The sequence below is a fragment of the Paenibacillus sp. NPDC055715 genome (assembly GCF_053617595.1).
In genome coordinates this window covers 37395-62221 of the sequence record NZ_JBSHGA010000019.1, presented here as the reverse complement: position 1 = coordinate 62221, position 24827 = coordinate 37395, and the positions used below count along the sequence as shown (strand labels likewise).

The window sequence follows — 24827 nt, the reverse complement described above, 5'->3', positions numbered from 1 at the left end:
CCACACGTACCCATCCCGAACACGACCGTTAAGCCCTCCAGCGCCGATGGTACTTGGACCGCAGGGTCCTGGGAGAGTAGGACGCCGCCAAGCAATATCCCTTTAGAGGATAATGAAGACATACATATTAGGGCCTTTAGCTCAGCTGGTTAGAGCGCACCCCTGATAAGGGTGAGGTCGGTGGTTCGAGTCCACTAAGGCCCACCACTTCTTGATTAACACCAAATGACTGGGGCCATAGCTCAGCTGGGAGAGCGCCTGCCTTGCACGCAGGAGGTCAGCGGTTCGATCCCGCTTGGCTCCACCAATATTCCCTGATAGCTCAGTTGGTAGAGCACTCGACTGTTAATCGAGTTGTCACAGGTTCGAGTCCTGTTCGGGGAGCCAAATTTTGAATATTTCTGAATTGTATTATATAAGGTGGCGCGAGGATTCGAATTTTTCTTTCTCTGCCATAAAATTTTTAAAAAATTCAAGACTTTTTTGTAAGGCCCGTTGGTCAAGCGGTTAAGACACCTCCCTTTCACGGAGGTAACAGGGGTTCGATTCCCCTACGGGTCATAGTATGGAGGCTTAGCTCAGCTGGGAGAGCATCTGCCTTACAAGCAGAGGGTCGGGGGTTCGATCCCCTCAGCCTCCACCATTTATATTATTACAAGCAATCTCTTTTACTATCGCGGGGTGGAGCAGTTCGGTAGCTCGTCGGGCTCATAACCCGAAGGTCACAGGTTCAAATCCTGTCCCCGCAATTGACTTTCCTTAGTAACATCTATGGAACTGTGGTGTAGAGGCCTAACATGCCTGCCTGTCACGCAGGAGATCGCGGGTTCGAATCCCGTCAGTTCCGCCATTTTATGAAATATATAACTGGCATTTTTTATTATATATAACGTCATTTTATATATTAAAGATATAAAACAATATATGGCTCGGTAGCTCAGTCGGTAGAGCAGAGGACTGAAAATCCTCGTGTCGGCGGTTCGATTCCGTCCCGAGCCACCTTTCAAGTGGAAATGAGTAATGTGCCGGTGTAGCTCAACTGGTAGAGCAACTGACTTGTAATCAGTAGGTTGGGGGTTCAAGTCCTCTCGCCGGCACCATTTTGGAGGATTAGCGAAGTGGCCAAACGCATCAGACTGTAAATCTGCTCCCTTACGGGTTCGGTGGTTCGAATCCATCATCCTCCACCAGTCTTTTCATAATCATTATGGCGGTCGTGGCGAAGTGGTTAACGCACCGGACTGTGACTCCGGCATTCGTGGGTTCAAGCCCCATCGGCCGCCCTTTATTTTCAGTTAATGGGGATTAGCCAAGCGGTAAGGCAACGGACTTTGACTCCGTCATGCATAGGTTCAAATCCTATATCCCCAGCCATTAAGAGCCATTAGCTCAGCTGGTAGAGCACCTGACTTTTAATCAGGGTGTCGAAGGTTCGAATCCTTCATGGCTCACCATTTATATTTATTTTGCGGTCGTGGCGGAATTGGCAGACGCGCACGGTTCAGGTCCGTGTGGGCTAACCCCCCGTGGAGGTTCGAGTCCTCTCGACCGCACCATATTTTTGCGGACGTGGCTCAGCGGTAGAGCATCGCCTTGCCAAGGCGAGGGTCGCGGGTTCGATTCCCGTCGTCCGCTCCATTATCCATTCGGCGCCATAGCCAAGTGGTAAGGCAAAGCTCTGCAAAAGCTTCACTCCCCAGTTCAAATCTGGGTGGCGCCTTTACTGTTCATTATGGATTACATTATGCGCCCTTAGCTCAGCTGGATAGAGCGTTTGACTACGAATCAAAAGGCCGGGAGTTCGAATCTCTCAGGGCGCGCCATTTTATTGAAAAAATGTATAATATCGGGATGTAGCTCAGCTTGGTAGAGCACCTGGTTTGGGACCAGGGGGTCGCATGTTCAAATCGTGTCATCCCGATACTGATTTGCGGGTGTAGTTCAATGGTAGAACTTCAGCCTTCCAAGCTGATAGCGTGGGTTCGATTCCCATCACCCGCTTTTTGCTATAGCGGATTCTTGTTGCCTCAGTGGTGACACCTTATAAAAAGAGAGCTTGTCTGAGGACAACGCTCTCTTTTTTGCTTATTTGTGCTGCTTCTTGTACTGAACGGTATAATTTCTATTGAGCTATCTACGCAATTGGTATGTACCTACCGAATCGGTTAGGGGCACATACCGATCCGGTAGGCGTATCTTTACACGGGAATGGTCAGTTGGATGGAGGTCCCATGTTCCGGTGCAGAGGTTACGCTGATCCATCCTCCTATGCCCCTGGCTCGTTCCTCCATGCTGAACAGTCCCACGCCTTCCCCTTGAGATTGCTCAGAGAATCCGACACCCTCGTCCCCAATAGTCACTTGTATGACTTCACCCTGATCCTCTACGTCGACATGTGCCTCTGCTACGTCCGCATACTTGGCTACATTCGTCAATGCTTCCTGTACAATCCGATAAATCGCTATTTCCTTACCGATATCAAGGCGTTTACGCAAATTACATTGAAAATGTACCTCAATCCCGTAATGAGAACAATAGTTTTCAATATAGGTTCGTATGGCCGGTACGACGCCCAAATCATCCAGAACTGAGGGACGAAGTTCCCACGCTAGTCCGCGGACATCTTTAATAATGTCAGTCACCTGTGAACGCAGCTTTTCCAAAGCAGGGCTAGGCTGTTCGGCAAGCTGGCTATCCAGTTGAATAATAAGCGAAAACAAGCTTTGCCCAATTCCATCATGCAGTTCTCTTGAAAAACGCCTGCGTTCTTCTTCCTGTATTTGCATCACTTGCGTCATCATCGTCTGAAGCTCAGCTTCTACTTTTTTTTGTTTGGTTACCTCGTTACGGATCGCCAAATACTGATAGGGCTTGCCTTCTTCGTCCATGAACGGAACGATGGTGGTATTCACCCAATAGTAGGTGTCGTCTTTCGCTCGATTACGTATTTCTCCCTGCCATACCTCGCCTGAGCGAATTGTGGTCCACAGGTTTTTCATAAAAGCAGGGGTATGATAGTCCGAATTAATGAGGCGATGATCCCGACCGATCAGCTCTTCCCGACTGTATTGCGAAATCTCGCAAAACTTGTCGTTCACATACTGAATAATGCCCCGGTGATCGGTCAAAGCAACGATAGAGGACGTATCCAGCGCGAATTTCAGATTGGATAACTGGTGGAGTGAGTTACGCAGTGCATGAAGAAAAGGTGATTCCGGTATATGCGCTTCCAAATCATCCAGTAGCTTATCGGCTGACTTGCCAAAAGCATGCTGGAGCAGAGGATTAGAAGGTTCATTCATAATGCAGCAACCCCTTTTTCAGTGCAAATTTGACCAGCTCGGGCCGTGTTTTCAGGCTAAGCTTCTCCATCAGGTTACTTTTGTGGGACTCAACGGTTTTGACGCTGATCACCAACCGCTCGGCAATTTCCCTGTTCGCATATCCCTTGGCTACCCACGAAAGGATTTCCTTTTCCCGTTCAGAAAGGGACTCATACGGGCCGGTTATGCCTTCCTTTTTGGTCTTATCCAGATATTCACTTATTAGCCGTTTGGTTGCATTCGGGTACAGATAGGCGCTACCTTCGGCCACAGACTGAATGGCAGCGAGTAATTCCTCGTGAGGTGCGCTTTTTAAAATATATCCGGAAGCTCCAGACTGAATAGCTCGGAACAGATATTCTTCATCGTCATGCATCGTTAAAATGAGCACTTCCGTATCGGGCAACTGTTTTTTCAATTCAGTGGTTGCTGTAAGACCGTCTTTGCCAGGCGGCATACTAAAATCCATGAGTACGACATTGGGTTGTAACTCTATCGCCTTGCGAATCGCTTCATCCCCGTCCGCTGCATCTCCTACCACCTTAATACCGTGTTTGCCGTCCAATAGGGCCATGAGGCCGGAACGTACGACAACATGATCATCCACTACAAGTATACGAATCAATTTGTCATCCCCTCGAACGGTAGAACCGTGCGTTTTGTCATCATCATATCAAATTTAGGGGATTCCAATCAACATTGACAGTTAGGTACGGTTATATGATCTCATAGAGCAAGAGTGAGGGCACATAGCTGACCAAGCTGCTCGGCGACTTGTGTGGCCCCTGCGACGTCGGAATCGGTGAACACTCTCACATCACGATTACCGAGAAGCAATACACCGTTCGGCAGATCCCCTGTGCTGGAAAAGGGAATAGCCACAGCAGAGTGAAGCTGCTCCGCCAGCATCAGCGCACATTCCTGACGTAAACGGATGCTACCGGAGAGCATAGCACTTACGGTCACGGTACGCCCCAGACGAACAGCCATCCCGGCAATACCATGTCCTACCTTAAAAGAAATACGCCGATAGCGTTCGCTACGGCTGCCAGAGGCATAATACCATTGCAACCTACCACCTGCCTTGGAGATGAGTGCAAGTGCTGTGAGATCCCCATAGATATGATCCCTCAACTGATCCAGTGTTTTGCGCATTTCATCCGTTATTTCTAGCATAGAAGACACATCCTTTTTCGTAACAAAACTGTAACCATAACTTATTGTAGCCCCGGCAGTTATAAAAGTAAGTCAGGGAACCCCCTGATCTATAGGTGCAGGAAACACTGACTTTTGAACAGCGGGGCAAGGAGTAGGAGGGAAGCCAATAAATTAGGCTCTGCTTGATGATGGAAGTGATATTTATCATAGCGAATCAGGGAGTAGGAAGGTGTAAAATCAGGTGTTCTCCTGATAACAAATGATGCGTCAAAACATTATGATATAGATATCAGGTAAATACGAGGAGGACGCTAACATGCAAGCCACTTGTACGGAACGGTTTGGGGTTGAGGTGGAACGGTCGGGAATTCAGCTTTTTTTGACTGAGGAACATTTTGGGCTGTTGAAGGATCTCATGTCCTGGAAAAAGGTGAAGGCGGGTATTACGCTTTTTAGAGAGGGCGAAGAATCGGAGCAGCTATATTATATACATTCGGGCCATGTTAAGCTTCGCAAGTCTACAGAAGACGGAAAAGAATTGATTTTGACCATTCAGCATCAAGGCGACTTGATCGGGGAGTTCAGCGGGATGGATGGAGAAGAGTATAGCTGCACTGCAGAAACAGCCGATGCCTGTGAGCTGGGCGTGGTGCGTGTCCAGGATCTAGAATCGCTTCTGTCCAAAAATGGAGCAATGGGACTGCAATTTATTCAGTGGATGGCAATGAAGCAACGGATTATGCAATCGCGGTTTCGCGATCTGCTGTTATACGGCAAAGCAGGAGCACTGGCCTCTACGCTAATCCGGGCGAGCAACACATGCGGTGTAGCAGTAAAAGACGGCATTTTACTGAATATGAAGCTGAGTCACACCGAGCTGGGTGAAATAATTGGAGCGACGCGTGAGAGTGTGAATCGGATGCTGAGCTCGTTGAAAGAGCAGGGAACGCTTGATACGCGGGATGGCAAAATAGTCATTCATGACCTCAAGGTACTGCGCGTGATGTGCTCCTGCCCTTCGTACGGCCCATGTGCGCATGAAATCTGCCGACTCTAAAAAATATGAACATAAATAAGGCGGAGTCCCTGAGAACCCGCCTTATTTATGCCTTCTGACAACCTTTTTTTATACATGTATAACATGAAAAAGCTAATCAACGCCGTATAGCGGTTAATTAGCTGGGGAGACAATTATTAATCTATTTCAACCTGTTAAAGCAGACCGCTATATTACGCTGCCGTTCGTTGTGCCTATTTTCAAAATATCAATTGTATTGGCCTTTATTGGTTCTTTGCAATCGTTCGATCTGATCTGGGTGATGACGGGTGGAGGTCCGGCTCATGCGACGGATACGGTGTCCACGTATATGTACAACATGTCCTTTTTGTCTATGAAATATGGATATGGCAGCGCATTGGCTTCATTTCTTGTAGTAATTTGTTTGTCATTTACAATTGTGATAAATTTTGTTTTCCAAGAATCGAAAATAAGGTAAACTAAAGGGGATAAAGCTGTGAACACCATGAAAAAAACGTTGGTCTTTTCCTTGCTGGCGGTTTTGATCGTCACGCAGCTGTATCCACTCTTTTGGCTGCTGACCTATTCGTTGAAGACAAATGAAGAAATTTTGAGTGCAAGCTTCTTTGCACTCCCTCAAGTGCCCCAGTAGCACAACTATCAGGAAGCCTATGAGTTTCTGATCGGGATGATGATTCCGATGCAGGCTCAGACACCGATTGCGGTCTTCATCTTATCCGGCTTTATGCGGTCCATTCCCCACGAAATTGAAGAATCCGCTTACATTGATGGAGCGAGCGTGTATCGTATTTTCCGCAGTGTAATTTTACCCATCTCGAATCCACCCATCATGACGGTGTGCATATTAACTTTCATGAACATCTGGAATGAATACATTATGGCTGCTACCTTTATCTCATCGGAGAAGCTTAAAACGCTCCCTTTCGGTGTCTATACGTTCGTCAGCCAGTATTCTGTGAATTACGGTAATATTGGTGCTTTTCTGGTCATGGGAGCCTTACCAATCATCATTATTTATTTTGTCCTGTCCGAAAAGATGATCAAGGGCATGTAGCGGGGGCGGTTAAAGGGTAGGCGAGCGATTCGAAAGGAGCGCACAGAGGTATGATGCGCCGTTTTCAGTCTATTCACTACTGCTTATTTATTCTATTCCTATTGAGCATGTCTGGTATGGTGCTGGCGATCAGTTTGTTATTTTATAACCGTATCACAGTACAGTTCCATGATAAGGTCAGTGAGTTGGCTCGTAAAAATGTTTCCCAAACGGCAGGACTGCTCGAATTGCTGCTCAGCAGCTATAACAGTCTGTCCAAATCGATCAGCATTCACGTCATTACAGACACAGGCAAGGTATATAACTCCGGATCTGCAAAGTCTGAAGCAGCAGGTACCTGAGGATGATGTCATTGTAAATCGGAGTAATGAGAAGGCTGTAATCGCTCTCAAGTTGTCGTTTGCCGATGGGTCGGTCATTAGTGTGACATCCAGCGGGGAATTGAACGTGGAACTGGTGCAAAATCAAAGGTATTTGCTCATTGCGGTGCCTGTACTCATGATTGTGTCCGTGCTGATTGCGTCCATCGTCTCCAGACGTATTTCGCTTCCGCTGAAGCGCTGGATATGATCTATTGGATGCTGGATGAAAAGGGGCAGGATCAGATCGGGCATTACCTCACGATTATCTAGGCACGGCTGGAAGGCAGGGTATCCGTAGGCATCAGTATTGATGAGCGCTGGATGGGTATTCGTTTGCCGAAAATGACCTTACAGCCGTTGATTGAAAATGCGACCAAGCAAGGACTGGAGTCTCTTCATGCGAATACAGGCGGCAAGCTGCTCGTCAGAGCAGAGGAATATGGTGACGTATTAAGTCTGGATATTATAGATAACGGTGCAGGGATGGAGTAGGAACGATGGGAGGTGGTTCAGGTTGCTTTGGCAGAACCCGACAAGCAGACGGGCGGCGGGCAGGCGGGAGGCATCGGCCTGCAAAACCTAAATTTACGGCTACGGCACATGTTCGGAGAAGAGTACAGTCTACGGATCTCCAGCGCACCTGGGGCCGGAACGACTGCCACTGTAAGTGTGCCTCAGCCACAGAAGGAGGAGAAACATGAATATTCTGATCGCTGACGATGAAAGTATGATTCGGCAGGGGATTCGGCGCACCATTGGCCAGGCTCTGCCAGCCTGCGGTATTCATCTCGCTGCTTCCACCGAGGAAGCAGCGGGCATTCTGGCGGAGCATCCCGTGGATATTGTATTGACCAATATCCTAATGCCCGGTATGGATGGTCTGGAATTCATGCGTATTTCCAAGCGAAAGCATCCTCACCTACAGTGGATTGTTATTTCGGCCCATTCCGACTTCCAATATGCACAAAGAGCAGTAAAGCTGGGTGCCAAAAACTACCTGTTAAAGCCGATCGGCAAAAAAAAGCTGCTGGAATGCATTGAAATGCTGGCGGCCGAAGCACTTGTCGCTCCACAGCAGGCGAACGAGGGCAAGCTCCTCAATTCCAATAGGGTCTATTTGCGTGAAGCTGTTTTTCAACGATATGCACTTGGACTGGATACTGGGAAGCTCGATATACAGCCGTTTGTGGAAAATTATCCGGAGTTTCATCTCTTCATGGTTCGTATGGAACCTGATTACAAGCAGACGCACCTGGAGCATTTTATGATTGAAAATGTACTATCTGAGCTGATTGAGGCGGGTGGCAGCGGTTTTGTCGTCAGTCTCGACCGCCATAGCCTGCTGGGCATTGCGCGGCTGCGGGATGAGGCAGAGGCGACACGGCTGAAAACGTTGCTCGAATCCCACTTGAAGCGATATGTGAAGGTGCCGCTACAAATTACGCGTTCGGGGGTTCATCGCAATTTTGCGTCCATTCCCGAAGAAGTGGCACGGCTAAGACGAACGCCCGATGAGATTGCAGCGGCGGCAGTGGACGCCGGAGAATGTTTGCGAAAAGGCATGCATACGGTGGATGTAGCGTTGCAATATATCCGGGCCCATTTTACAGAGGAATTGTCGCTGGAGAAGGTGGCTTCGGTCGTCTTTTTGAATCCAGTGTATTTCAGCCAGTTGTTCAAGCAAAAAACCGGACAAGGCTACAAGGATTACGTTATTAGCTTGCGGATGGAGGAAGCGAAGCGGCTGCTCGGTGACCCTCATCTTCGCCTGGCTGATATTTCCGAGCGGATTGGCTATCAGGACCTGCGGCATTTTACGCAAGTATTCCGGCGCAAATGTGGAATGACTCCAACCGAGTATCGGCATCAGGAAGTCAAATAAGGCCGTATTAACGAAGGAATGGCAGAGGTTCATCCAGCATAGGGCTGTCTCATGAGTAGAGCTGTAGAGCATCTACTCGGGAGCAGTCTTTTTCGTGTCTCCAGCTTGTAGCTGTTCAACCAATTTGCGAGCTGTATTGGATAAATAACATCCTTGCGCCATTCGACGGCAGGTCGGGTAAAGGGAAACGGTTTCTTGATGGAGAGTGTGCGAAATCTGTTTCCGTATTCTTGTCCCAAGCCAGCGTCAGGAATGATGGTAATCCCCATGCCTGTGGATACGAGCGAGAAAATGGTCGATATTTCAGGACAATCCAGTACGACGCGCGGAATAAGATGGTGTTCCTGAAATTTGCAGATGACAGTTTCGTATAGCCCGTGTCCTTCTGTTCGGCGTGCCAACAAGAGGTCATAGCTGGCAGCTTCCTGTAACGTGATTTCGCCGCTCGGATGACGATCTGCCCATTCACATGGAAGTACCGCAACAAAAGAAACGCCCTCCTATTCCAGGGTGGGTACAGGGTTGTTCGTAAGGAGCTGTAAATTATGGTACTTTGAAGATATAGGCCAAATGTAAAGGGGGTTATACTTCATGCAGACACCAAGGATCGGTAAGGAGCTGTTCACGCTGCTGGACGGCAAGGGGCTGGAGTACAAGCAGCATGAAGCAATGATGTTGCTAACGGTCACAGAGGACCAGTGGCCGCATATTGCGATGGTTAGCGTGGGCGAGGTTGTAGCGCTAGACGAAGGCAATCTGCGGCTGGCACTGTGGCCGGGCACGACCACAACGGGCAACATGATTCGTACCGGAAAGGCTACGCTCGCGGTGTTCATTGGCGGGAAGGCACATTATGTCCGTTTGTCGCTGGAACATCTGCCGGTTTTGCCTGAGGCGAAGCATGTACGCGAGCGTTTTGCGGCACAAGTATTCGCAGCCAGAGAGGATTCGGCCCAATATGCAGATATCTTGACGGGTGTCACGGTTCGTCTCAAGAAGCCGGAATTGGTGGTGAATCGCTGGAAAGAAACAGTAGCAGAACTGTTAATGTAAAATTTAGTAGTCAATAAGGACCAAGTTTTCCCTAAAACCTAAATTATTTTTTTCCATATGTCGACATAAAACGTAGGTATAAGGATTTTGCGAAATCCTTAATTTTAAGTTTCGAAATGGGAGGGAATTAGATTTTGAAGAATAGGTGGTCTGGTTTTTTGGCGTTGGTCATCCTGATCTCAAGTTTTACATCATATGCAGGGTTTGCATTCGCGGCTGATCCGGTGCTTTCCAAAATTGTTCTTTCCTCTAACGAGGTAAGTTTACAGCAGGGAGGTACGTCTGCGATAACGGCTACGGCTGTTTTTAACGATGGGACAACCTCAAATGTAACCGTAAGTACGGATTGGAAAAGTGATAATACTGCTATTGCTACGGTATATAACGGTACAGTTTCTGGTAAGGGCGAAGGGGATGCGACTGTGGTTGCGACCTATAAAGATAAGATACAATCGGTTCAGGTACATGTAACGAAAAAGGTTAAGGCGCTCACATCTAGTGTGCAAAGCCTGAACTTGCGTTCAAGTGGCACAGGACAGGTCGATCTGACAGCGACTTACAGTGATAACACGACAGCTCAGGTATCGGGTGATGCGACTTGGACCTCGGATAATCAAAAGGTGGCTACCGTTGTTAACGGATTGGTTACCGCTCAGGGAGCAGGTACAGCCAATATGAAAGCTGTATACGGTCAACAGACCGTAACGATTGCTGTGCAGGTGGAGCAGGTGAAGCGTCTGGATGTCAGTTCATCAGAAGTTTCCCTTTTGTTGAAGGATACCGAGAAGGTTAAATTGACGGCTAGCTTCCCGGATGGAACGGTGCAGGATGTTACGGAGTCCGCAGACTGGAGCTCCAGCAATGCAGCAGTGGCGGATGTACTGAAAGGTACCATTACGGGCTACAGTGCGGGTAAAGCGACGATTACAGGTAAATACGGTACGATGTCTGCTACCATTTCGGTGGATGTCGATCAAACGAATAAGCTGAAAGCCAGCGAATCCAATATTTTTCTAAATTTAGATGAATCTAAAAAAGTACAGGTTTCTGCCGTTTACCCGGATAGAACGGTAACCGATATCACAGATAAAGCGACATGGTCAACAAGTGATGAGAAAATTGCGACGGTGAATAAAGGAACGATTATGGCAATTGGAGCGGGTTCAGCTACGGTGACCGCTAAGTATGGTGATAAGACAGTTGCGATTAAAATAGACGTTGAAACCTCCAGATATCTCAATTTGAGTGAGGAGAAGCTGAGCCTGAATGCCAAGGAAACCAAAAAGCTCAAGCTGACCGCGACGTACGTAACAGGTACGGAAGAAGATATTACAAGCAAGGCAGGCTGGAAATCCAGCAATGAAGATATTGCATTTGTCAGTAAGGGCGAAGTAACGGGCTATAAAACAGGTGAGGCAACGATCACTGCTTCTTATGGCGGCAAAACAGTCACAGCGACGGTATCTGTGAATGTGCCTGGTGGCCTGGCCCTGTCCTCCAAAACAGCAACGATTGATATTAATGAGGATTACATTGCAACTTTGACTGCTACTTATGCCGATGGACGTAAGGAAGATGTGACACAGAATGCAGAATGGACTTCAAGTGCGGAAGATGTTGCTTCGGTGTCCAAAGGTACAATTACAGGTAAAGCAGTGGGGAAGGCGGTTATTACCGCCACCTATAATGGCAAAAAGCTGGCGATCAACGTACAAGTCGGCCTCGTAGACCGTCTGGAAACAGACACACGCGTAATTGCGCTCGGTGCCCAGGAAACGAAGCAGTTGAAAGTAACAGGCGTCAAGAGCGGTGGTACCAAAACAGATGTAACCAAGGACGCCACCTGGTCCACCAGCAGTGTGAAGGTGGTCGAGGTTAGCGAGGGCTTGATCAAAGCTAATGGCAGCGGTAAGGCAACCGTTACCGCTTCTTATGGCAAGCAAAGCATTACATTTACAGTAGAAGTGGATGTAGCTCAACAGATTGAGACGGATGCTATCGCGTTATCGCTTCAATCCGGAGATCAAAAAACCATCGCGATTGTGGTCAAATCCAGTGATGGCAAAGAAAAAGACGTTACGGCCCAAGCCGAATGGAAAACGTCCAATTATAAGGTAGCTACGGTCAAAAAGGGCCGGGTTACCGCAGTAAGCTACGGTAAAACCAATATTCAAGCGAAGTTCGGCGGGAAATATATCACCGTACCGGTGGATGTCGATACGCTTAAATATTTGCAGACTAACGAAGTCTCGTTGAATTTGAAAGCAGGACAGGTAGCTAAGGTTACGGCTACAGCTACGTATAAGGATGAGTCGGAGAAGGATGTATCCAAGCCGGCTATCTGGTCCTCGTCCCGAATTATTGTTGCTACGGTCAAAGACGGCAGCATTAAGGCACAGGGTAAAGGTAAAGCTGTAATTACTGTGAAATATGCAGGTAAAACGACGAAGGTACAGGTAAATGTTCAGTAAGCTGCCCTATTTTTGGGGAGGCACATGGATGTGACTTGCAACGGAGTGAAGTGTAAAAAAGAGCAAGCATACGTCCAGGGACGATATGCTTGCTCTTTTCTTATAAGGCGACTGTTTCTCTCCCCATGTGTATTTGGGGTGGCAGTCGCCTAGAAGCTATGACTTATCCTTCTTGGCTGGTATGTTGCGCGTAAGTGATTCGGTTAAACGCTTACCAGTTGGCGTTTGGGCCAGGCCGCCTTTGGCGGTCTCGCGGTGCTTGGATGGCATCGCGCTGCCGACTTCAAGCATCACGTCGATGACTTCGTCAGACGGGATGGCGCTGCGCACACCCGCCAGAGCCATATCCGCGGCGGCAAGCGCGGTCACGGCTCCCAGCCCGTTGCGCACGATGCATGGAATCTCCACGAGTCCGGCGACGGGGTCGCAAATCAAGCCGAGGGTGTTCTTGAGCGCGAGGCCCACTGCATGGATGGCCTGTTCCGGCGTACCGCCGCGCAGCTCGACCATAGCGCCTGCGGCCATCCCGATGGCTGAGCCAATCTCGGCCTGACAGCCTCCCTCCGCACCGGAGATGAAGGAGTTGTTGGCGATGACGTAGCCAATCGCTCCAGCGGCGAACAGTCCGCGCACCATATGCTCGTCATCCCAGCCAAACCGCTCCTGCGCGCTGATGAACACGCCGGGGATGACCCCGCATGAGCCTGCGGTGGGCGTGGCGACAATGCGCCCCATAGACGCATTGACCTCCGATACGGAGAGGGCGTACGCCATAGCGAGCGCCGAGGCGTCGCCAGAGCAGGTTTCTCCTGCGCGCAAATATTCCGCCAGACGTTTGCCGTCGCCGCCCGTCAATCCGCTGCGGGATACAGTGTCCTGTGTTTGTCCCCGATGAACGGCCTCCTTCATGACTTCATAATAATCAGACATTTGGCGGAAGACTTCTTCCTCCGGTGTGTTCGTCTCTTGTACCTGTTCCTTGATCATCAGCCGGCCCATCGTAGTGGATTCCTCGGCGCACAAGGCACCTAATTCATGCAGATGGTTAAACCGCATCGGATTCAGCTCCTTTTTTTAAATTAATTATTTTGATTTCGTACATATGAGGCAATGCCCGTAATTCGGCAATTAATTCAGCCGGAGCGGGGCTATCGGTTTCAATGGCAGTGAGCGCTTCGCCATCCCGGCCTTTGCGATCTACGTGCATATAGGCAATGTTAATGTGAGCCGCGCCCAGCGCCGAAGTCACCATGCCTAATGTTCCGGGCTTATCCGAGTGAAGAAGCACCAATGTAGGCAGCTCTCCGGTTAGATTGACCCGGAATTCGTTAAGCTGCTGGACATGAATGTTTCCACCGCCGATGGAGGAGCCTAGCAGCGTGCGCTGGTCTTCGCCCTTCCATAGCTCGAAGCGGACCGTGTTCGGATGGGGGGCAGGTAGTCTGCTGACGGCGAACTCTAGTTCCATCCCGGCTTGCTCTGCACATTGCTCGGCATCCGGGATCCGGTGGTCGTCTGTATCGTAATTCAGCAGTCCGGCAATGAGTGCCAGGTCTGTGCCGTGTCCCTTGTACGTATCGGCAAATGAGCCATACAGCGTCATGCGGGCACGGTCAGGTTGCGCACCGAGCCAGTGCCGGGCAACGCGTGCGAGCCGCACCGCGCCTGCAGTATGCGAGCTGGAGGGTCCGGTCATAGCCGGACCGATAATGGAAAATACATCTTTGAAACGCATGGTGTGGCCCCCTGTATGTTTGAATACCATAGTATATGGTGATGCCGTGCCTTTGCGCGGGTGTGACGGTTTCTAATGCTGACGCAGCATGTGAGCGCAAAAAAGGACAGGATAAGGAAATCTCCCTTATCTCTGTCCTCGTTACCTGAGAGTTTTGTGCGGTGTAATACCGCCTTACCCCTTGGGTGGCTTGCGCTCTCTCCAGAGTTGCGTCAGATGACGATACATGGACCTGAGAGATTATCCGCCAGCCGGGTGCTAGCGTCTTGCTCCTTCGGTGCCGCCGGGGTGTGCTTCCCAGACAGACTCTCCCGTCATCTTCATTCGCGTATACCGTTCAACATTCCCTCCTAAGCGTAATGTATGCCATGCCCGGTGTCAATCACAGGCTGGGATTTTATATAATCAGGTACCTTCTCGAAAAAAATTATTAAACTTTACACAATTATGGATGAAATCAGGAAGGAATTAGAAGACTGATAGCTAATCTGATAGAGAACAAACTAATTTATGGAATAATGGGAGGGGCGTTTACGTATGGTAAAAGGTTTCTGGTTCACAGGTTCACGCTTGAAAGGAATGCTGCATCTGGCGGCAATCGTATCGCTGCTAGTAGGGATCTTCGTTCCATTCGGTCAGGTCAAGGCAGAAGGCGCATTGACGGTAGCGGAAGCGCTTCAGCGCCAAAGCAGTGGAAGTACGGTGACGGTAGAAGGCTACGTCGTCGGACATGCCGCCGGATCGAAAACGGCTAATTTCTCTGCACCGTTTGAAAATGATTTTAACGTACTGATTGCGGATCAGGCGAGTGAACGCAATACGTCTAAACTGTTAAATGTACAACTGACATCCGCGTATAGAGGACCATTTGGGCTGTCAGGCCATCCTGAGCTGATCGGCAGTAAAATTCGTGTGACGGGTGCGCTTGGTGCCTATAACAATTTTGGCGGAGTGAAAAGCCCAAGCGCTGTGGAACTGGTAAGCGGAAGCGAGCCTGGGAATCCCGGTAATCCTGGTACCCCGGGTCAACCTGGTACGACATTGCCGGATGGAAAAGGCAAAAAAGTGCTGTTCGATAATACGCACGCGCAGACTGCCGGAGCGGCGGATTGGGTTATAGATGGCGCCTTTTCCGATTTTGCGGGCGGACTGCGTAATGCAGGTTTTACGGTGGACCCGTTGAACCGTTCCATCCCTTTTACCTATGGAGAGCAGGCTATAACGTACGACAAGCTGCGTCCATACGATGTGTTCATCATTGGTGAAGCCAATGTTGCCTTTAAGGCATCCGAGCAGGCTGCTCTGGTACAATATGTGAAGAATGGAGGCAGCATTTTCTTCATTTCTGACCACTATAACGCTGACCGGAACAAAAACCGTTGGGATTCCTCCGAGGTTATGAACGGCTACCGCCGTGGAGCCTATTCCAATCCGGCCAAAGGCATGACTACAGAAGAAGCTGCATCACCGGCTATGCAGGGATTAACCAGTTCCGACTGGCTGGCGACGAACTTTGGCGTTCGTTTCCGCTACAATGCACTTGGTGACGTGAATGCTACGGATATCGTAGCGGCAGATCAATCCTTCGGCATTACGAAAGGTGTACGTTCGATTGCGATGCATGCTGGTTCTACACTGGCGATTATTGACCCGACCAAGGCTAAAGGAATCGCTTATATCCCTACAGGCACGAAAAAATGGGGCAATGCCGTGGACCAGGGTGTCTATAACGACGGGGGCCGTGCTGAGGGTCCTTATGCTGCTGTAGCCAAGGTAGGTCAGGGCAAGGCAGCGTTTATCGGTGATTCTTCGCCAGTTGAGGATGCCACACCGAAATATGTACGTGAGGAAAACGGACAGTCGAAGAAGACGTACGATGGCTTCAAGGAAGTGGACGATTCCACCTTCCTGGTACAGACGGTCCAATGGCTCGCATGGAAGCAGGACTATACGAAGCTGTCCGATGTGGCGGGTCTGACGCTGGACCAGCCAACACAGTTGCTGCCGTTCGAGGAGCCTGCGGCTTCCACGGAACCGCAGCCTGAGCCTTGGGCTGCTCCGGCAGCGGGCTACAAATGGTACGATCCAAGAACGTTCAAATCCGGCTCCTATGGAGCGGCTTCGTAACTAACGAAGAGAGTACAGTTGGAGCTTGACCAGCCAGCCGCTTGATCCCTTTAAGGGGGTCAGGCGGCTTTTTTTGTGCTGAAAATTAACCTGAGGTTGGTTATTTTATTACATTTTGCTCCAGAAAGGTCGCGCTGCTGCTGAATTATTGGTTTTATAAATGATTTTGATAGTCTATTTTTAATTGATATATCCATATACTGGTGATAGGATGAATTCGAATTATTCCGACTGAATCAGTGTGTAATGTTTATGAGAGGTTTAACATCAAACGTGGCATGCATAAGCAGGACAAGGCCATGGAGAATGGAGGAAGCACACATATTGAGTATCGAGTCGGTGTTGGAGATCAAAGGGTTAACGGTATCTTTTCGCATTAAGGATCAATATTATCCCGCAGTTGACCATCTGGATTTGACGGTCAACCCCAATGAGGTGCTGGCTGTGGTCGGAGAGTCCGGCTGCGGCAAAAGCGCGCTGGCGCTTTCAATAGCACAACTGCATGATCTGGAGCGTACCCGCGTAGAGGGACAGATTCTTTTTAAAGGCAAGGATCTGAATCGTCTCTCCACAGGGCAAATGAATCAAATCCGCGGAGCAGGCATCGGCATGATTTTTCAGGACCCGCTGACAGCGCTGAATCCGCTAATGAGCATTGGTAAGCAAATTGGGGAAAACCTTGATTATCATACGACCCTCTCCACGAAGCAGAAAAAGGTGCGTGTGCTGGAGCTGCTGGAGAGTGTGGATATTCCGAATCCCGTACGTGTATACGACCAGTATCCGCATGAGCTGTCAGGGGGGATGCGGCAGCGTGTGATGATCGCCATTGCCATCGCTTGTCGTCCTGCTCTCATTATTGCAGACGAGCCGACTACAGCGCTCGATGTAACCATTCAATCTCAAATTCTCGACTTGCTCAAGCAGCTTCAACAGGAGACTGGAAGCGGCATTATCCTGATTACGCACGATCTTGGCGTTGTGGCAGAGGTGGCGGACCGCGTGGTGGTCATGTATGCCGGAGAAATCGTGGAAAGCGCCAATGTTTTTGAATTGTTCCGGCATCCGCAGCATCCGTATACGCGTTCTTTGCTCGCATCCATGCCGGGATCGCATACCAAGGGAGAGCCGTTGCACGTCATCGGAGGAATCGTCCCTTCCTTGCAGGATATTCCCCGCAATAGCTGCCGCTTTGCTCCACGTATCCCTTGGATTCAGCATGAGGCGCATGAGGATCATTCCCATGTAAGTGAGGTTTCTCCCGGGCATTGGGTCCGCTGCACATGCTATCAGTATTTTCATTTTGAAGACGAGGTAAAGGGGGGAACTGCTCATGGCACTGCTGGAGTTAAATGATCTGAGAGTTCATTATCCGGTGCGAGGTGGTTTCTTCCAGCGTGTTGTCGATCAGGTAAAAGCGGTGGATGGTGTATCCATCAGCATTGCTGCGGGTCAAACGTACGGGCTGGTGGGGGAATCTGGATGCGGAAAAACGACAACAGGCAGAACAATTATTGGGCTGAACAAGCTGACGAGTGGACAGATTGTTTTTAAGGGAAAGGACCTTGCGATTCTGAGCCGTAGCAACCGCCATCCGCTGCGTAGAGATATTCAGATGATCTTTCAGGACCCGTATTCCTCGCTCAATCCGCGTAAGCGTGTGTTGGATGTCATCGCTGAGCCGTTGCGAAATTTTGAAAGGCTGAGTAGTGAGGAAGAACGCCGAAAAGTTCAGACGCTGCTGGAAAAGGTGGGCTTGAACGCCGATGCGGCCTACAAATATCCACATGAATTTTCCGGGGGGCAGCGGCAGCGGATCGGCATTGCGCGTGCGCTCACATTAAATCCCAAGCTGATCATTGCCGATGAGCCGGTATCGGCGCTGGATGTGTCGGTACAGGCACAGGTGCTTAATTTTATGAAGGATGTGCAGCGGGAATTCAATTTGACGTATTTGTTCATCAGCCATGATCTCGGTATTATTCGCCATATGTGCGACCAGATCGGAATTATGTACCGGGGACGTCTGGTGGAGCAGGGGAGCGAGCAGGATATTTATGAGCATCCGCAGCATTTGTATACCCAGCGTCTTATTGCAACCATTCCGGATATAGACCCCGCCAAACGGCTGGAAAATGCTCAAAAAAGACGAACGCTGTTGTCCTCCTACAAAACAGAGCTGCCCAAACATCTGGACGAGAACGGCAAGCCGTTTGCGCTAAAAGCGGTAAGCCCGTCCCATCAAGTCGCTTTACCATAAAGGGGGACAAAATATGTGGAAATTTACACTGCGTCGGCTGCTGACTATGATCCCTCAGCTGTTTGCTTTGAGCATACTTATCTTTTTTCTGGCAAAGGCCATGCCTGGGGATGCCCTGACAGGACTCATAACCTCGACGCCCAATTTGAATCCGGCGGCGCTGGAGGAGCAAAGGCAAAAACTAGGGCTGAATGATCCGGTATGGGTACAATATGGAAACTGGCTTGCCCGATTGGTTCATGGGGATTTGGGAAAATCCTATGTACATAAAATCGGCGTTACCGATCTGATTGGCAGCCGTTTGGGGAACACGTTCTTTCTAGGCGTAGTAATTCTGGTTCTGACGTATCTGATCGCTATTCCGCTCGGTGTACTTAGCGGCCGCTATCAGCATAGCCCACTGGACAAAACCGTGGTTGGCTATACCTATCTCAGCTTTGCGACTCCCTTATTTATACTCGCGTTGCTGCTGCTGTACGTGTTCGGGTTCAGGCTCGGCTGGTTTCCGACCAGTGGCAGTGTGGATGTGGGCATGGAGCCGGGAACATCGGCATATTACATCAACAAGGCTTACCATCTCATTTTACCAGCGGTTACAGGAGCATTGCTCGGTACGACAGCCACGATTCAGTACTTGCGCAATGAGGTCATCGACACACGGTTAAAGGATTTTGTGAAAACGGCGCGTTCCAAAGGGGTACCCGAGGGAAAAATCTATTCCCGTCATATTTTCAAAAATTCGCTGTTGCCGATTGCCGCCTTTTTGGGCTATGACCTGACGGGAGTGATCGCGGGCAACATTTTTCTTGAATCCATCTTTGGATATCCGGGGTTGGGTCAGCTATTTCTCCAGTCTATCACCCAACGTGATTTCTCAGTCGTGACCGCGCTGGTGATGATTTCCGGCTTCCTGGCATTATTGGGAACCCTTTTGTCTGATGTCATCCTGAGCAAGGTCGATCCCCGCATTCGGATCGAATAACGAACAATTTCGGAGGAAGGGGAGGGATGTAAGGTGTCCATACAGGCGGAGGAGGCTTTCACGTCAGAAATCATTCGTAAATCACCATCCAGTTGGTCTGTACTGCGCCGCGAACTGGTGCGTGACAAAACGGCGCTGGTGTCCATCGCGTTTGTGGTTTTGTTTTTGGTCTTTATTTATTCATCTGTTCTGTTTGTGAATCAGGATGTAATCACGACGGTGGATTTGGGCGCAATCCGTGAAGCTCCAAGCTCGGCGCATTGGCTGGGCACGGATCGGGCGGGCAGAGATATTTTTGGTCAACTGGTCATTGGGGCGCGCAATTCCTTCACGATTGGTTTCACGATTACGCTATGGTCTGCCGCCATCGGCTTGACGCTGGGACTGCTGGCCGGTTTTTATGGCGGCTTGGTTGATAACATGATCATGCGGATCATTGATTTTATTCTGGTGCTTCCGTTTTTGATGCTGGTCATCGTATTCGTCAGTATTGTGCCCAAGAGCGGCATAGGGTCTTTTATTTTCATCATGACTGCTTTTTTGTGGATTGGAAAAGCGCGCCTGATTCGGGCCAAGGTGCTGTCGGAGCGGGAGCTGGACTATGTGCAGGCCTCCAAAACGCTTGGCACACCCAATTGGAAAATCATCTGGTTTGGCGTGCTGCCCAATCTCAGCTCGGTGGTGATCGTTAACCTGACGCTCAGCCTCGCGGGAAATATCGGGATTGAGACGGGACTTTCCTATCTCGGCTTTGGTTTGCCAGAATCCACTCCAAGCTTGGGTACGCTGGTGAGCTACGCCAATGATCCGGATGTATTACAGCATAGCTGGTGGATGTGGTCGCCTGCTTCTTTACTTATTTTGGTGCTAATGCTGGCGATCAACTTTATCGGCCAGGCGCTCAAACGCGCCACGGATGCCAGACAAAGACTGGGTTAACCGAAGCTCAAGGATAAGGCAATCTCAAGGAGGGGCTTACAATGGTTAAATGCTGGAAAAAAGGAATTCTGCCTATGCTATCTGCAATTTTGTTACTTTCTCTGGCCGCATGCGGCGGCTCGCCTTCCGCTTCGAATGGAGGGGAATCGTCTGACGGTACAGGTGGCACAGCGTCAGACAGCAAGCAGGTGAAAGCGACAGCGCTGGCGAAGGTGGTCAAGAACGATAAGGCACCGATCAAGGGCGGTATCATCAACTTTGCACTTGTGTCTGATACCCCTTTTGAAGGTATTCTGAACCCTGTATTCTATAAGGGAAACCCGGATTTTCAAGTTTTTCAATTCTTCTATCCTTCTTTATTCTCTATTGACTCCAATCTGAATATTGACGATAAAGGGGCGGCGACGATTTCCTTTTCCGCAGACAATCAGGCGGTGACTGTGAAAATAGATCCCAAGCTTAACTGGACGGATGGTAATCCCGTAACGGCGGAGGACTATGCTTTTTCCTATGAAGTGATCGGTCACAAAGACTACGAAGGTCCGCGTTACGATAGCTTTATGACCAATATTGTGGGCATGGAGGAATATCACGCGGGCAAGGCCAAAACGATTTCCGGCATCAAGGTGCTGAATGAGAAAGAGGTTACCATTCACTTCAAGGAGCCTAATCCTTCGGTGAAATCGGGACTATGGTCTACGCCATTAGAGAAAGAGGTGTTTCAGAACATTCCCGTGAAGGATATGGCTGGATCTGATCCTGTCCGTAAAAATCCGATTGGCTACGGACCGTTCAAAATTAAATCGATGGTCACAGGTGAATCTGTGGAATTCATCAAAAATAAGGGTTATTTTCACGGTGAGCCCAAGCTGGATGGCCTTCATCTAAAGGTTGTGAACCCGAATGTCATTACGGAAGCGCTAAAAAGCGGAGAGATTGACTGGGCCAGCTATCCAACCACCCGTTACAATGAGGCCAGCAATCCGAAAAATGTACAGTTTCTCGGTCAGGAGGAATTGTCTTATAGCTATGTAGGCTTTAAACTGGGCAAATTCGATCAGGCCAAGAGTCTAAGTATTATGGACCCGAACGCCAAGTTGGCGAACAAGTTATTGCGGCAGGCCCTTGGCCATGCGCTGAATAATGAGCAGGTCGGCAAGCAGCTCTATCACGGACTTCGGGTTCCGGCAACGTCCCTGATTCCGCCTGCCTTTAAGGGATATCATGACACGAACGCGAAGGGCATTACGTATGACCCGGACAAGGCGAAAAAGCTGCTGGACGAGGCAGGATATATGGATACCAATGGAGATGGCTACCGTGAGGACCCTAAGGGTAAGGAACTGGTGCTCCATTATGCAGCAATGAGCGGGGATGCAACAGCCGAATCACTGGCAAAGTTCTATTTGCAAAACTGGAAGGATGTCGGGCTTCATGTGGAACTGGTAGACGGTCGTCTGCTGGAGTTCAATTCTTTCTATGATCGTGTGCAAAAGGATGATCCCGGCATTGATATTTTTGGCGGCGCATGGGGAACAGGTTCAGATGTAGATCCTAGTGGGTTGTATGGACGCGGAGCCAGCTTTAACTATTCGCGTTTTACGAGTGAAGAAAATGATAAGCTGTTGAAGGAAGGCGTGTCGGTCAAAGCCTTTGACGACAGCTATCGTAAAGATGTATATAATCAGTGGCAGGCGTATATGAGTGAGGAAGCTCCAATCGTACCGACGTTATTCCGCTATTCGGTGGAGGCTCTGAATAACCGGGTAGCCAATTACGATATTACCCGTGGCAAGGAGTATAGTGCAGACATGTTTGCCAATATTACGTTGACGGCGGAAAAAGCAGAAGTAGCACAATAATTTAAAAAGAAGCGCGAACCGGAGTGATCCGATCTCGTGCTTCTTTTAGCTTTGTAGTTTAACCATCTGCGGAACCTCCCAGCCTGCGTTGAGTTCACAAATTAAGGCTTAGGAGCAAGAAAAGGTGTAAATCCTCTTCGATCGTGCAGGTACCGCTTCGACGGAGAGCTACTGTCTTATTGTCCCGTAGGGACTTGCAGTGACTATCCAGACAAAATCCCTCGCAGCTTCCCTGAACCTGGACCGTTCATCCCTTTGTGCAGTACCTATTTCACGGGGAGTACCCGAGGTTCGACTAGAGCTGATTCATCGGTCAGACCGTTACATGGGAGAAGCCATTAAGAGGCTGATTGAAAAAATACATGCTGTGCTGAGTGCTAATGAGTGCGTACTTCGAGCCTGCGTGCAAGCAGCGACATGCTGTAATTGACAGCAAAGTACAGGAAGGCGGCGAATAGCAGAGCCGGAATGACGAAGGATTGATTTTGACCTCCGATAATCTGAATGTTATGTGTCAGCTCCGGCAGGCTGATAATGACCGCGAGAGAAGTATCCTTGAATAGGGAAATGAACTGGCTGACGATGGGCGGCACCATGCGGCGGAGCGCTTGCGGCAGAATGATATGCCATAACGTTCTGGAATAGCTCAGCCCGGAGGAACGTGCGGCTTCGATCTGTCCTTTATGAACGGAGTTCAAACCACTACGGACAATCTCGGCGATCATGGCACTCTCAAAGATCGACAAGCCCGTAATGGCTGCCCATTTAAGCGAAATGGTCAGGCCAATGGACGGTAAGACCATACCGATGAAAAAAATAATGAGCAATAACGGAAGATTGCGAATCAGATCGATTACAAAGGCCGCTACTTGTGAAATGACAGGTAAGCGTGTATAGCGCAGGATGCCAAACACGATACCGAGCACGAAGCTGGACATGATGGAATAAACGGCGACCTCCAGCGTTAGCAGGAAGCCCTCCAGTATAAAACGCACATTAGGCCATACAAACAAGCCGCTGAAATCCATACGTGCGTCCCTCCTTAGGATGTTTTGGACAGACGACGCTCCATATACAGGACAAGAAAGCTAAGTGGAACCGTCAAGGTAAGGTATAGCAATGCTGTGATGGCATAGACGGTGATGGGCATAAAGGTATCCGAGTTAATCAGATCCGAATAATACATCAGGTCCAGTCCAGCTACTATGGCTAGTACGGAAGAGTTTTTGACCAGATTGATGAATTGGTTGCCAATCGCAGGCAGTACAATTGTAATCGCTTGCGGAAAAATAATGCTGATCATCGTCTGGTTGTAGCTCAGCCCGGAGGAGCGTGCGGCTTCGAATTGCCCCCTCGGTACGGACTGGATGCCGGCACGTATCGCTTCTGCAATAAAGGAGGCTGTGTACACGGTCAAACCAAACGTTCCAGACACAAACCCGTCTAAAGGAACGCCCAAAGTGGGAAGTCCTAGATAAAAGAACAACACAACGATCAGCAACGGGATATTACGAATAACCTCTACATAGACGGTGCCAATCCAGTTCATCCATTTAAAGGGTGAAATTCGGAGGATGGCGATGATCGCCCCCAGAATAAAGCTTCCGATCAAGGCAATGACACTGACTTGAACGGTATGAAGCAAGCCTTCTCTAAAGCGGTCGCTATGGTCGAAAAGTACGTTGATATCAAAAGTAAGCATCTGAGGACACCCCCTCCATTATTCGGGTTTAACCCCAAGCCATTGCCCGTGGAGTTTATCGTATTCACCGTTGCTTTTCAGTTCCTTGAGTGTATCGTTAACAGCTTGCAGCAGTTCGGTCTGTCCCTTCTTCACCGCAATGCCGTAAGGCTCTTCGGTGAAGTTCCCGCCTACGAGGGTGTAATTCGAATCTTGCTGTTGCATGCCGAGCAGAATAGAGTTATCGGTGGTCAACGCCTGCCCTTGGCCAGCCTTGAGCGCGTTAAATGCATCCTGGTAGTTCTCAAGCTCCAGTACAGTCGCTTGGGGTGCTTTTTCGCGGATATTTTTCGCGGAGGTGGAGCCTTTAACTGCGAGTACCTTGGTATCTGAGGTCAGGGACTCCAGGCTGGTAATCGGGCTTCCTTTTTTCACGAGCAGGGATTGCCCGGCGTTAAAGTAGACGTCGCTGAAATCGACCTGCTTTTTACGTTCGTCCGAAATGGTCATGGTTGCGATAATGGCGTCGATGTCTCCATTTTGCAGTAAGGTGATTCGTGTCTTGGACGTGACTTCCTTCAATTCAAGCTTGGTTTCGTCTCCGAAAATATGTTTGGCTACCGCCTTGGCAATGTCGATATCAAAGCCTCCTACTTTCCCGGTAGCCGGGTCTTTCAGACCGAACAGCTTGGTGTCGTATTTCACGCCAACAACCAGTTTGCCACGTTGCTTGATGGCTTCCAGCCCGTTGGCTGCCGCCTCATTCCCCGACATTGCCGTTCCTTGCTTCCCTCCACAGCCAGCTAAAACGAGTAGACAGGACAGCATAAACAGTATAAGGGTACTCCATGAATATCTTTTTCTCATCTGAACAATCCCCTTTCGATTTGCACTTTGAA

Annotated in this window: 23 protein-coding genes, 19 tRNA genes, 1 rRNA gene, 2 pseudogenes and 1 riboswitch; of the genes and pseudogenes, 36 read left to right on the top strand and 9 right to left on the bottom strand. The window is 49.4% G+C overall.

The genetic code is table 11. The features are described 5' to 3' along the window. The 20 genes from rrf to ACWGOO_RS20800 form a co-directional block, all read left to right on the top strand. Positions 1-93: ribosomal RNA gene (rrf, locus tag ACWGOO_RS20895) — 5S ribosomal RNA — on the top strand; the annotation flags it as partial. A 37-nt stretch (positions 94-130) separates the two neighbouring features. Beyond that, positions 131-207, top strand: a tRNA-Ile gene (locus ACWGOO_RS20890). Between the two features lie 24 nt (positions 208-231). Continuing rightward, positions 232-307, top strand: a tRNA-Ala gene (locus tag ACWGOO_RS20885). 4 nt (positions 308-311) lie between these two features. Continuing rightward, positions 312-387, top strand: a tRNA-Asn gene (locus tag ACWGOO_RS20880). A gap of 102 nt (positions 388-489) precedes the next feature. Then, positions 490-561: transfer RNA gene (locus ACWGOO_RS20875), tRNA-Glu, on the top strand. 6 nt (positions 562-567) lie between these two features. Next, positions 568-643, top strand: a tRNA-Val gene (locus tag ACWGOO_RS20870). 32 nt (positions 644-675) lie between these two features. Next, positions 676-749: transfer RNA gene (locus ACWGOO_RS20865), tRNA-Met, on the top strand. A gap of 24 nt (positions 750-773) precedes the next feature. Beyond that, positions 774-850 (top strand) — tRNA-Asp (locus ACWGOO_RS20860). Between the two features lie 76 nt (positions 851-926). Beyond that, positions 927-999, top strand: a tRNA-Phe gene (locus ACWGOO_RS20855). 25 nt (positions 1000-1024) lie between these two features. Further along, positions 1025-1100: transfer RNA gene (locus tag ACWGOO_RS20850), tRNA-Thr, on the top strand. Positions 1101-1104: 4 nt separating this feature from the next. Further along, positions 1105-1190, top strand: a tRNA-Tyr gene (locus ACWGOO_RS20845). 20 nt (positions 1191-1210) lie between these two features. Next, positions 1211-1283 (top strand) — tRNA-His (locus tag ACWGOO_RS20840). 16 nt (positions 1284-1299) lie between these two features. Continuing rightward, positions 1300-1374: transfer RNA gene (locus ACWGOO_RS20835), tRNA-Gln, on the top strand. Between the two features lie 4 nt (positions 1375-1378). Next, positions 1379-1454: transfer RNA gene (locus ACWGOO_RS20830), tRNA-Lys, on the top strand. Positions 1455-1468: 14 nt separating this feature from the next. Then, positions 1469-1556: transfer RNA gene (locus ACWGOO_RS20825), tRNA-Leu, on the top strand. 7 nt (positions 1557-1563) lie between these two features. Next, positions 1564-1638 (top strand) — tRNA-Gly (locus ACWGOO_RS20820). A gap of 10 nt (positions 1639-1648) precedes the next feature. Then, positions 1649-1720, top strand: a tRNA-Cys gene (locus ACWGOO_RS20815). 26 nt (positions 1721-1746) lie between these two features. Next, positions 1747-1823, top strand: a tRNA-Arg gene (locus ACWGOO_RS20810). Between the two features lie 24 nt (positions 1824-1847). Further along, positions 1848-1921: transfer RNA gene (locus ACWGOO_RS20805), tRNA-Pro, on the top strand. 9 nt (positions 1922-1930) lie between these two features. Further along, a tRNA-Gly gene (locus tag ACWGOO_RS20800) sits at positions 1931-2001 on the top strand. A 197-nt stretch (positions 2002-2198) separates the two neighbouring features. Here ACWGOO_RS20800 and ACWGOO_RS20795 read toward each other — a convergent pair. The 3 genes from ACWGOO_RS20795 to ACWGOO_RS20785 all read right to left on the bottom strand — a co-directional run bounded on the left by ACWGOO_RS20795 (position 2199) and on the right by ACWGOO_RS20785 (position 4499). After that, positions 2199-3302, bottom strand: coding sequence for a PAS domain-containing sensor histidine kinase (locus ACWGOO_RS20795; RefSeq protein ID WP_452486546.1), 1104 nt, complete (start codon positions 3300-3302; stop codon positions 2199-2201). Beyond that, the gene (locus tag ACWGOO_RS20790) at positions 3295-3948 is read right to left on the bottom strand and encodes a response regulator (protein WP_452486545.1); all 654 of its coding nucleotides are present in this window, start codon (positions 3946-3948) and stop codon (positions 3295-3297) included. Before ACWGOO_RS20790 ends, ACWGOO_RS20795 begins: the two co-directional genes overlap by 8 nt. 101 nt (positions 3949-4049) lie before the next feature. Then, positions 4050-4499: a GAF domain-containing protein gene (locus tag ACWGOO_RS20785; RefSeq protein WP_452486544.1), complete on the bottom strand. Its 450-nt coding sequence runs from the start codon at positions 4497-4499 to the stop codon at positions 4050-4052. A 298-nt stretch (positions 4500-4797) separates the two neighbouring features. Between ACWGOO_RS20785 and ACWGOO_RS20780 the strand changes: the two genes are divergently transcribed. From ACWGOO_RS20780 to ACWGOO_RS20745, 8 genes and pseudogenes are all read left to right on the top strand, one after another. Next, positions 4798-5538, top strand: a complete 741-nt coding sequence (locus tag ACWGOO_RS20780) for a Crp/Fnr family transcriptional regulator (protein ID WP_452486542.1) — start codon at positions 4798-4800, stop codon at positions 5536-5538. A 157-nt stretch (positions 5539-5695) separates the two neighbouring features. Next, positions 5696-5982 (top strand): annotated as a pseudogene (locus ACWGOO_RS20775) (carbohydrate ABC transporter permease); the annotation flags it as partial. Between the two features lie 13 nt (positions 5983-5995). After that, positions 5996-6594: pseudogene (locus ACWGOO_RS20770) on the top strand (carbohydrate ABC transporter permease). Positions 6595-6624: 30 nt separating this feature from the next. Beyond that, positions 6625-6915 (top strand): hypothetical protein, encoded by a 291-nt coding sequence (locus ACWGOO_RS20765; RefSeq protein WP_452486541.1) that lies wholly within the window; start codon positions 6625-6627, stop codon positions 6913-6915. Positions 6916-6967: 52 nt separating this feature from the next. After that, positions 6968-7144, top strand: a complete 177-nt coding sequence (locus ACWGOO_RS20760) for a hypothetical protein (protein WP_452486539.1) — start codon at positions 6968-6970, stop codon at positions 7142-7144. 113 nt (positions 7145-7257) lie between these two features. Beyond that, complete coding sequence (locus ACWGOO_RS20755) at positions 7258-7428, top strand: sensor histidine kinase (RefSeq protein ID WP_452486537.1); 171 nt, start codon at positions 7258-7260, stop codon at positions 7426-7428. A 27-nt stretch (positions 7429-7455) separates the two neighbouring features. Beyond that, positions 7456-7653 (top strand): sensor histidine kinase, encoded by a 198-nt coding sequence (locus tag ACWGOO_RS20750; protein ID WP_452486535.1) that lies wholly within the window; start codon positions 7456-7458, stop codon positions 7651-7653. Further along, a complete protein-coding gene (locus ACWGOO_RS20745) occupies positions 7634-8818 on the top strand; it encodes a response regulator transcription factor (protein WP_452486533.1) in 1185 nt (394 codons plus the stop codon). The genes ACWGOO_RS20750 and ACWGOO_RS20745 overlap by 20 nt, the downstream gene beginning before the upstream one ends. 29 nt (positions 8819-8847) lie before the next feature. Here the strand turns inward: ACWGOO_RS20745 and ACWGOO_RS20740 are convergent, their stop codons facing one another. Beyond that, the gene (locus ACWGOO_RS20740; RefSeq protein WP_452486531.1) at positions 8848-9219 is read right to left on the bottom strand and encodes a LysR family transcriptional regulator substrate-binding protein; all 372 of its coding nucleotides are present in this window, start codon (positions 9217-9219) and stop codon (positions 8848-8850) included. A gap of 190 nt (positions 9220-9409) precedes the next feature. Here ACWGOO_RS20740 and ACWGOO_RS20735 point away from each other — a divergent pair, with 190 nt between their 5' ends. Continuing rightward, positions 9410-9871: a pyridoxamine 5'-phosphate oxidase family protein gene (locus ACWGOO_RS20735; RefSeq protein WP_452486529.1), complete on the top strand. Its 462-nt coding sequence runs from the start codon at positions 9410-9412 to the stop codon at positions 9869-9871. Positions 9872-10005: 134 nt separating this feature from the next. Next, positions 10006-12342 carry an Ig-like domain-containing protein gene (locus ACWGOO_RS20730; protein WP_452486527.1) on the top strand — a complete coding sequence of 779 codons (2337 nt, stop codon included), beginning with the start codon at positions 10006-10008 and terminating at the stop codon, positions 12340-12342. 156 nt (positions 12343-12498) lie between these two features. Here ACWGOO_RS20730 and sdaAA read toward each other — a convergent pair whose 3' ends face one another. Together sdaAA and sdaAB are read right to left on the bottom strand one after the other, a co-directional pair. Then, the gene (sdaAA, locus tag ACWGOO_RS20725; protein ID WP_452486525.1) at positions 12499-13398 is read right to left on the bottom strand and encodes an L-serine ammonia-lyase, iron-sulfur-dependent, subunit alpha; all 900 of its coding nucleotides are present in this window, start codon (positions 13396-13398) and stop codon (positions 12499-12501) included. Continuing rightward, complete coding sequence (sdaAB, locus tag ACWGOO_RS20720) at positions 13388-14077, bottom strand: L-serine ammonia-lyase, iron-sulfur-dependent subunit beta (RefSeq protein WP_452486523.1); 690 nt, start codon at positions 14075-14077, stop codon at positions 13388-13390. The genes sdaAA and sdaAB overlap by 11 nt, the downstream gene beginning before the upstream one ends. A gap of 210 nt (positions 14078-14287) precedes the next feature. Next, positions 14288-14401: riboswitch (glycine riboswitch) on the bottom strand. A 213-nt stretch (positions 14402-14614) separates the two neighbouring features. On the opposite strand from sdaAB, the gene ACWGOO_RS20715 reads away from it, so the two are divergent. The 6 genes from ACWGOO_RS20715 to opp4A all read left to right on the top strand — a co-directional run bounded on the left by ACWGOO_RS20715 (position 14615) and on the right by opp4A (position 22247). Then, positions 14615-16204 (top strand): DUF6359 domain-containing protein, encoded by a 1590-nt coding sequence (locus tag ACWGOO_RS20715; RefSeq protein WP_452486521.1) that lies wholly within the window; start codon positions 14615-14617, stop codon positions 16202-16204. 306 nt (positions 16205-16510) lie between these two features. Then, the gene (locus ACWGOO_RS20710; RefSeq protein WP_452486519.1) at positions 16511-17560 is read left to right on the top strand and encodes an ABC transporter ATP-binding protein; all 1050 of its coding nucleotides are present in this window, start codon (positions 16511-16513) and stop codon (positions 17558-17560) included. Further along, entirely contained in the window at positions 17538-18464 is a 927-nt protein-coding gene (locus tag ACWGOO_RS20705) for an ABC transporter ATP-binding protein (RefSeq protein WP_452486518.1), read from the top strand. Before ACWGOO_RS20710 ends, ACWGOO_RS20705 begins: the two co-directional genes overlap by 23 nt. Positions 18465-18477: 13 nt before the next feature. Further along, positions 18478-19446, top strand: coding sequence for an oligopeptide ABC transporter permease (gene opp4B, locus ACWGOO_RS20700; protein WP_452486516.1), 969 nt, complete (start codon positions 18478-18480; stop codon positions 19444-19446). 39 nt (positions 19447-19485) lie between these two features. Next, a complete protein-coding gene (locus ACWGOO_RS20695) occupies positions 19486-20385 on the top strand; it encodes an ABC transporter permease (RefSeq protein WP_452486551.1) in 900 nt (299 codons plus the stop codon). Between the two features lie 41 nt (positions 20386-20426). Beyond that, complete coding sequence (gene opp4A, locus ACWGOO_RS20690; RefSeq protein WP_452486514.1) at positions 20427-22247, top strand: oligopeptide ABC transporter substrate-binding protein; 1821 nt, start codon at positions 20427-20429, stop codon at positions 22245-22247. A 377-nt stretch (positions 22248-22624) separates the two neighbouring features. Here opp4A and ACWGOO_RS20685 read toward each other — a convergent pair whose 3' ends face one another. The 3 genes from ACWGOO_RS20685 to ACWGOO_RS20675 are packed head-to-tail and all read right to left on the bottom strand — an operon-like array spanning position 22625 to position 24795. Next, positions 22625-23275, bottom strand: coding sequence for an amino acid ABC transporter permease (locus tag ACWGOO_RS20685; RefSeq protein WP_452486512.1), 651 nt, complete (start codon positions 23273-23275; stop codon positions 22625-22627). 14 nt (positions 23276-23289) lie between these two features. Continuing rightward, the gene (locus ACWGOO_RS20680; protein ID WP_452486510.1) at positions 23290-23949 is read right to left on the bottom strand and encodes an amino acid ABC transporter permease; all 660 of its coding nucleotides are present in this window, start codon (positions 23947-23949) and stop codon (positions 23290-23292) included. Between the two features lie 18 nt (positions 23950-23967). Beyond that, entirely contained in the window at positions 23968-24795 is an 828-nt protein-coding gene (locus tag ACWGOO_RS20675; protein WP_452486508.1) for a transporter substrate-binding domain-containing protein, read from the bottom strand. Between the last annotated feature and the right edge of the window lie 32 nt (positions 24796-24827).

Coding starts and splice junctions, on each gene's coding strand:
- ACWGOO_RS20795 (WP_452486546.1), bottom strand. CDS start 3,302: ATGAATGAACCTTCTAATCCTCTGCTCCAGCATGCTTTTGGCAAGTCA.
- ACWGOO_RS20785 (WP_452486544.1), bottom strand. CDS start 4,499: ATGCTAGAAATAACGGATGAAATGCGCAAAACACTGGATCAGTTGAGG.
- ACWGOO_RS20780 (WP_452486542.1), top strand. CDS start 4,798: ATGCAAGCCACTTGTACGGAACGGTTTGGGGTTGAGGTGGAACGGTCG.
- ACWGOO_RS20765 (WP_452486541.1), top strand. CDS start 6,625: ATGATGCGCCGTTTTCAGTCTATTCACTACTGCTTATTTATTCTATTC.
- ACWGOO_RS20755 (WP_452486537.1), top strand. CDS start 7,258: ATGGGTATTCGTTTGCCGAAAATGACCTTACAGCCGTTGATTGAAAAT.
- ACWGOO_RS20745 (WP_452486533.1), top strand. CDS start 7,634: ATGAATATTCTGATCGCTGACGATGAAAGTATGATTCGGCAGGGGATT.
- ACWGOO_RS20735 (WP_452486529.1), top strand. CDS start 9,410: ATGCAGACACCAAGGATCGGTAAGGAGCTGTTCACGCTGCTGGACGGC.
- sdaAA (WP_452486525.1), bottom strand. CDS start 13,398: ATGCGGTTTAACCATCTGCATGAATTAGGTGCCTTGTGCGCCGAGGAA.
- sdaAB (WP_452486523.1), bottom strand. CDS start 14,077: ATGCGTTTCAAAGATGTATTTTCCATTATCGGTCCGGCTATGACCGGA.
- ACWGOO_RS20715 (WP_452486521.1), top strand. CDS start 14,615: ATGGTAAAAGGTTTCTGGTTCACAGGTTCACGCTTGAAAGGAATGCTG.
- ACWGOO_RS20710 (WP_452486519.1), top strand. CDS start 16,511: ATGGAGGAAGCACACATATTGAGTATCGAGTCGGTGTTGGAGATCAAA.
- ACWGOO_RS20705 (WP_452486518.1), top strand. CDS start 17,538: ATGGCACTGCTGGAGTTAAATGATCTGAGAGTTCATTATCCGGTGCGA.
- opp4B (WP_452486516.1), top strand. CDS start 18,478: ATGTGGAAATTTACACTGCGTCGGCTGCTGACTATGATCCCTCAGCTG.
- opp4A (WP_452486514.1), top strand. CDS start 20,427: ATGGTTAAATGCTGGAAAAAAGGAATTCTGCCTATGCTATCTGCAATT.
- ACWGOO_RS20685 (WP_452486512.1), bottom strand. CDS start 23,275: ATGGATTTCAGCGGCTTGTTTGTATGGCCTAATGTGCGTTTTATACTG.
- ACWGOO_RS20680 (WP_452486510.1), bottom strand. CDS start 23,949: ATGCTTACTTTTGATATCAACGTACTTTTCGACCATAGCGACCGCTTT.
- ACWGOO_RS20675 (WP_452486508.1), bottom strand. CDS start 24,795: ATGAGAAAAAGATATTCATGGAGTACCCTTATACTGTTTATGCTGTCC.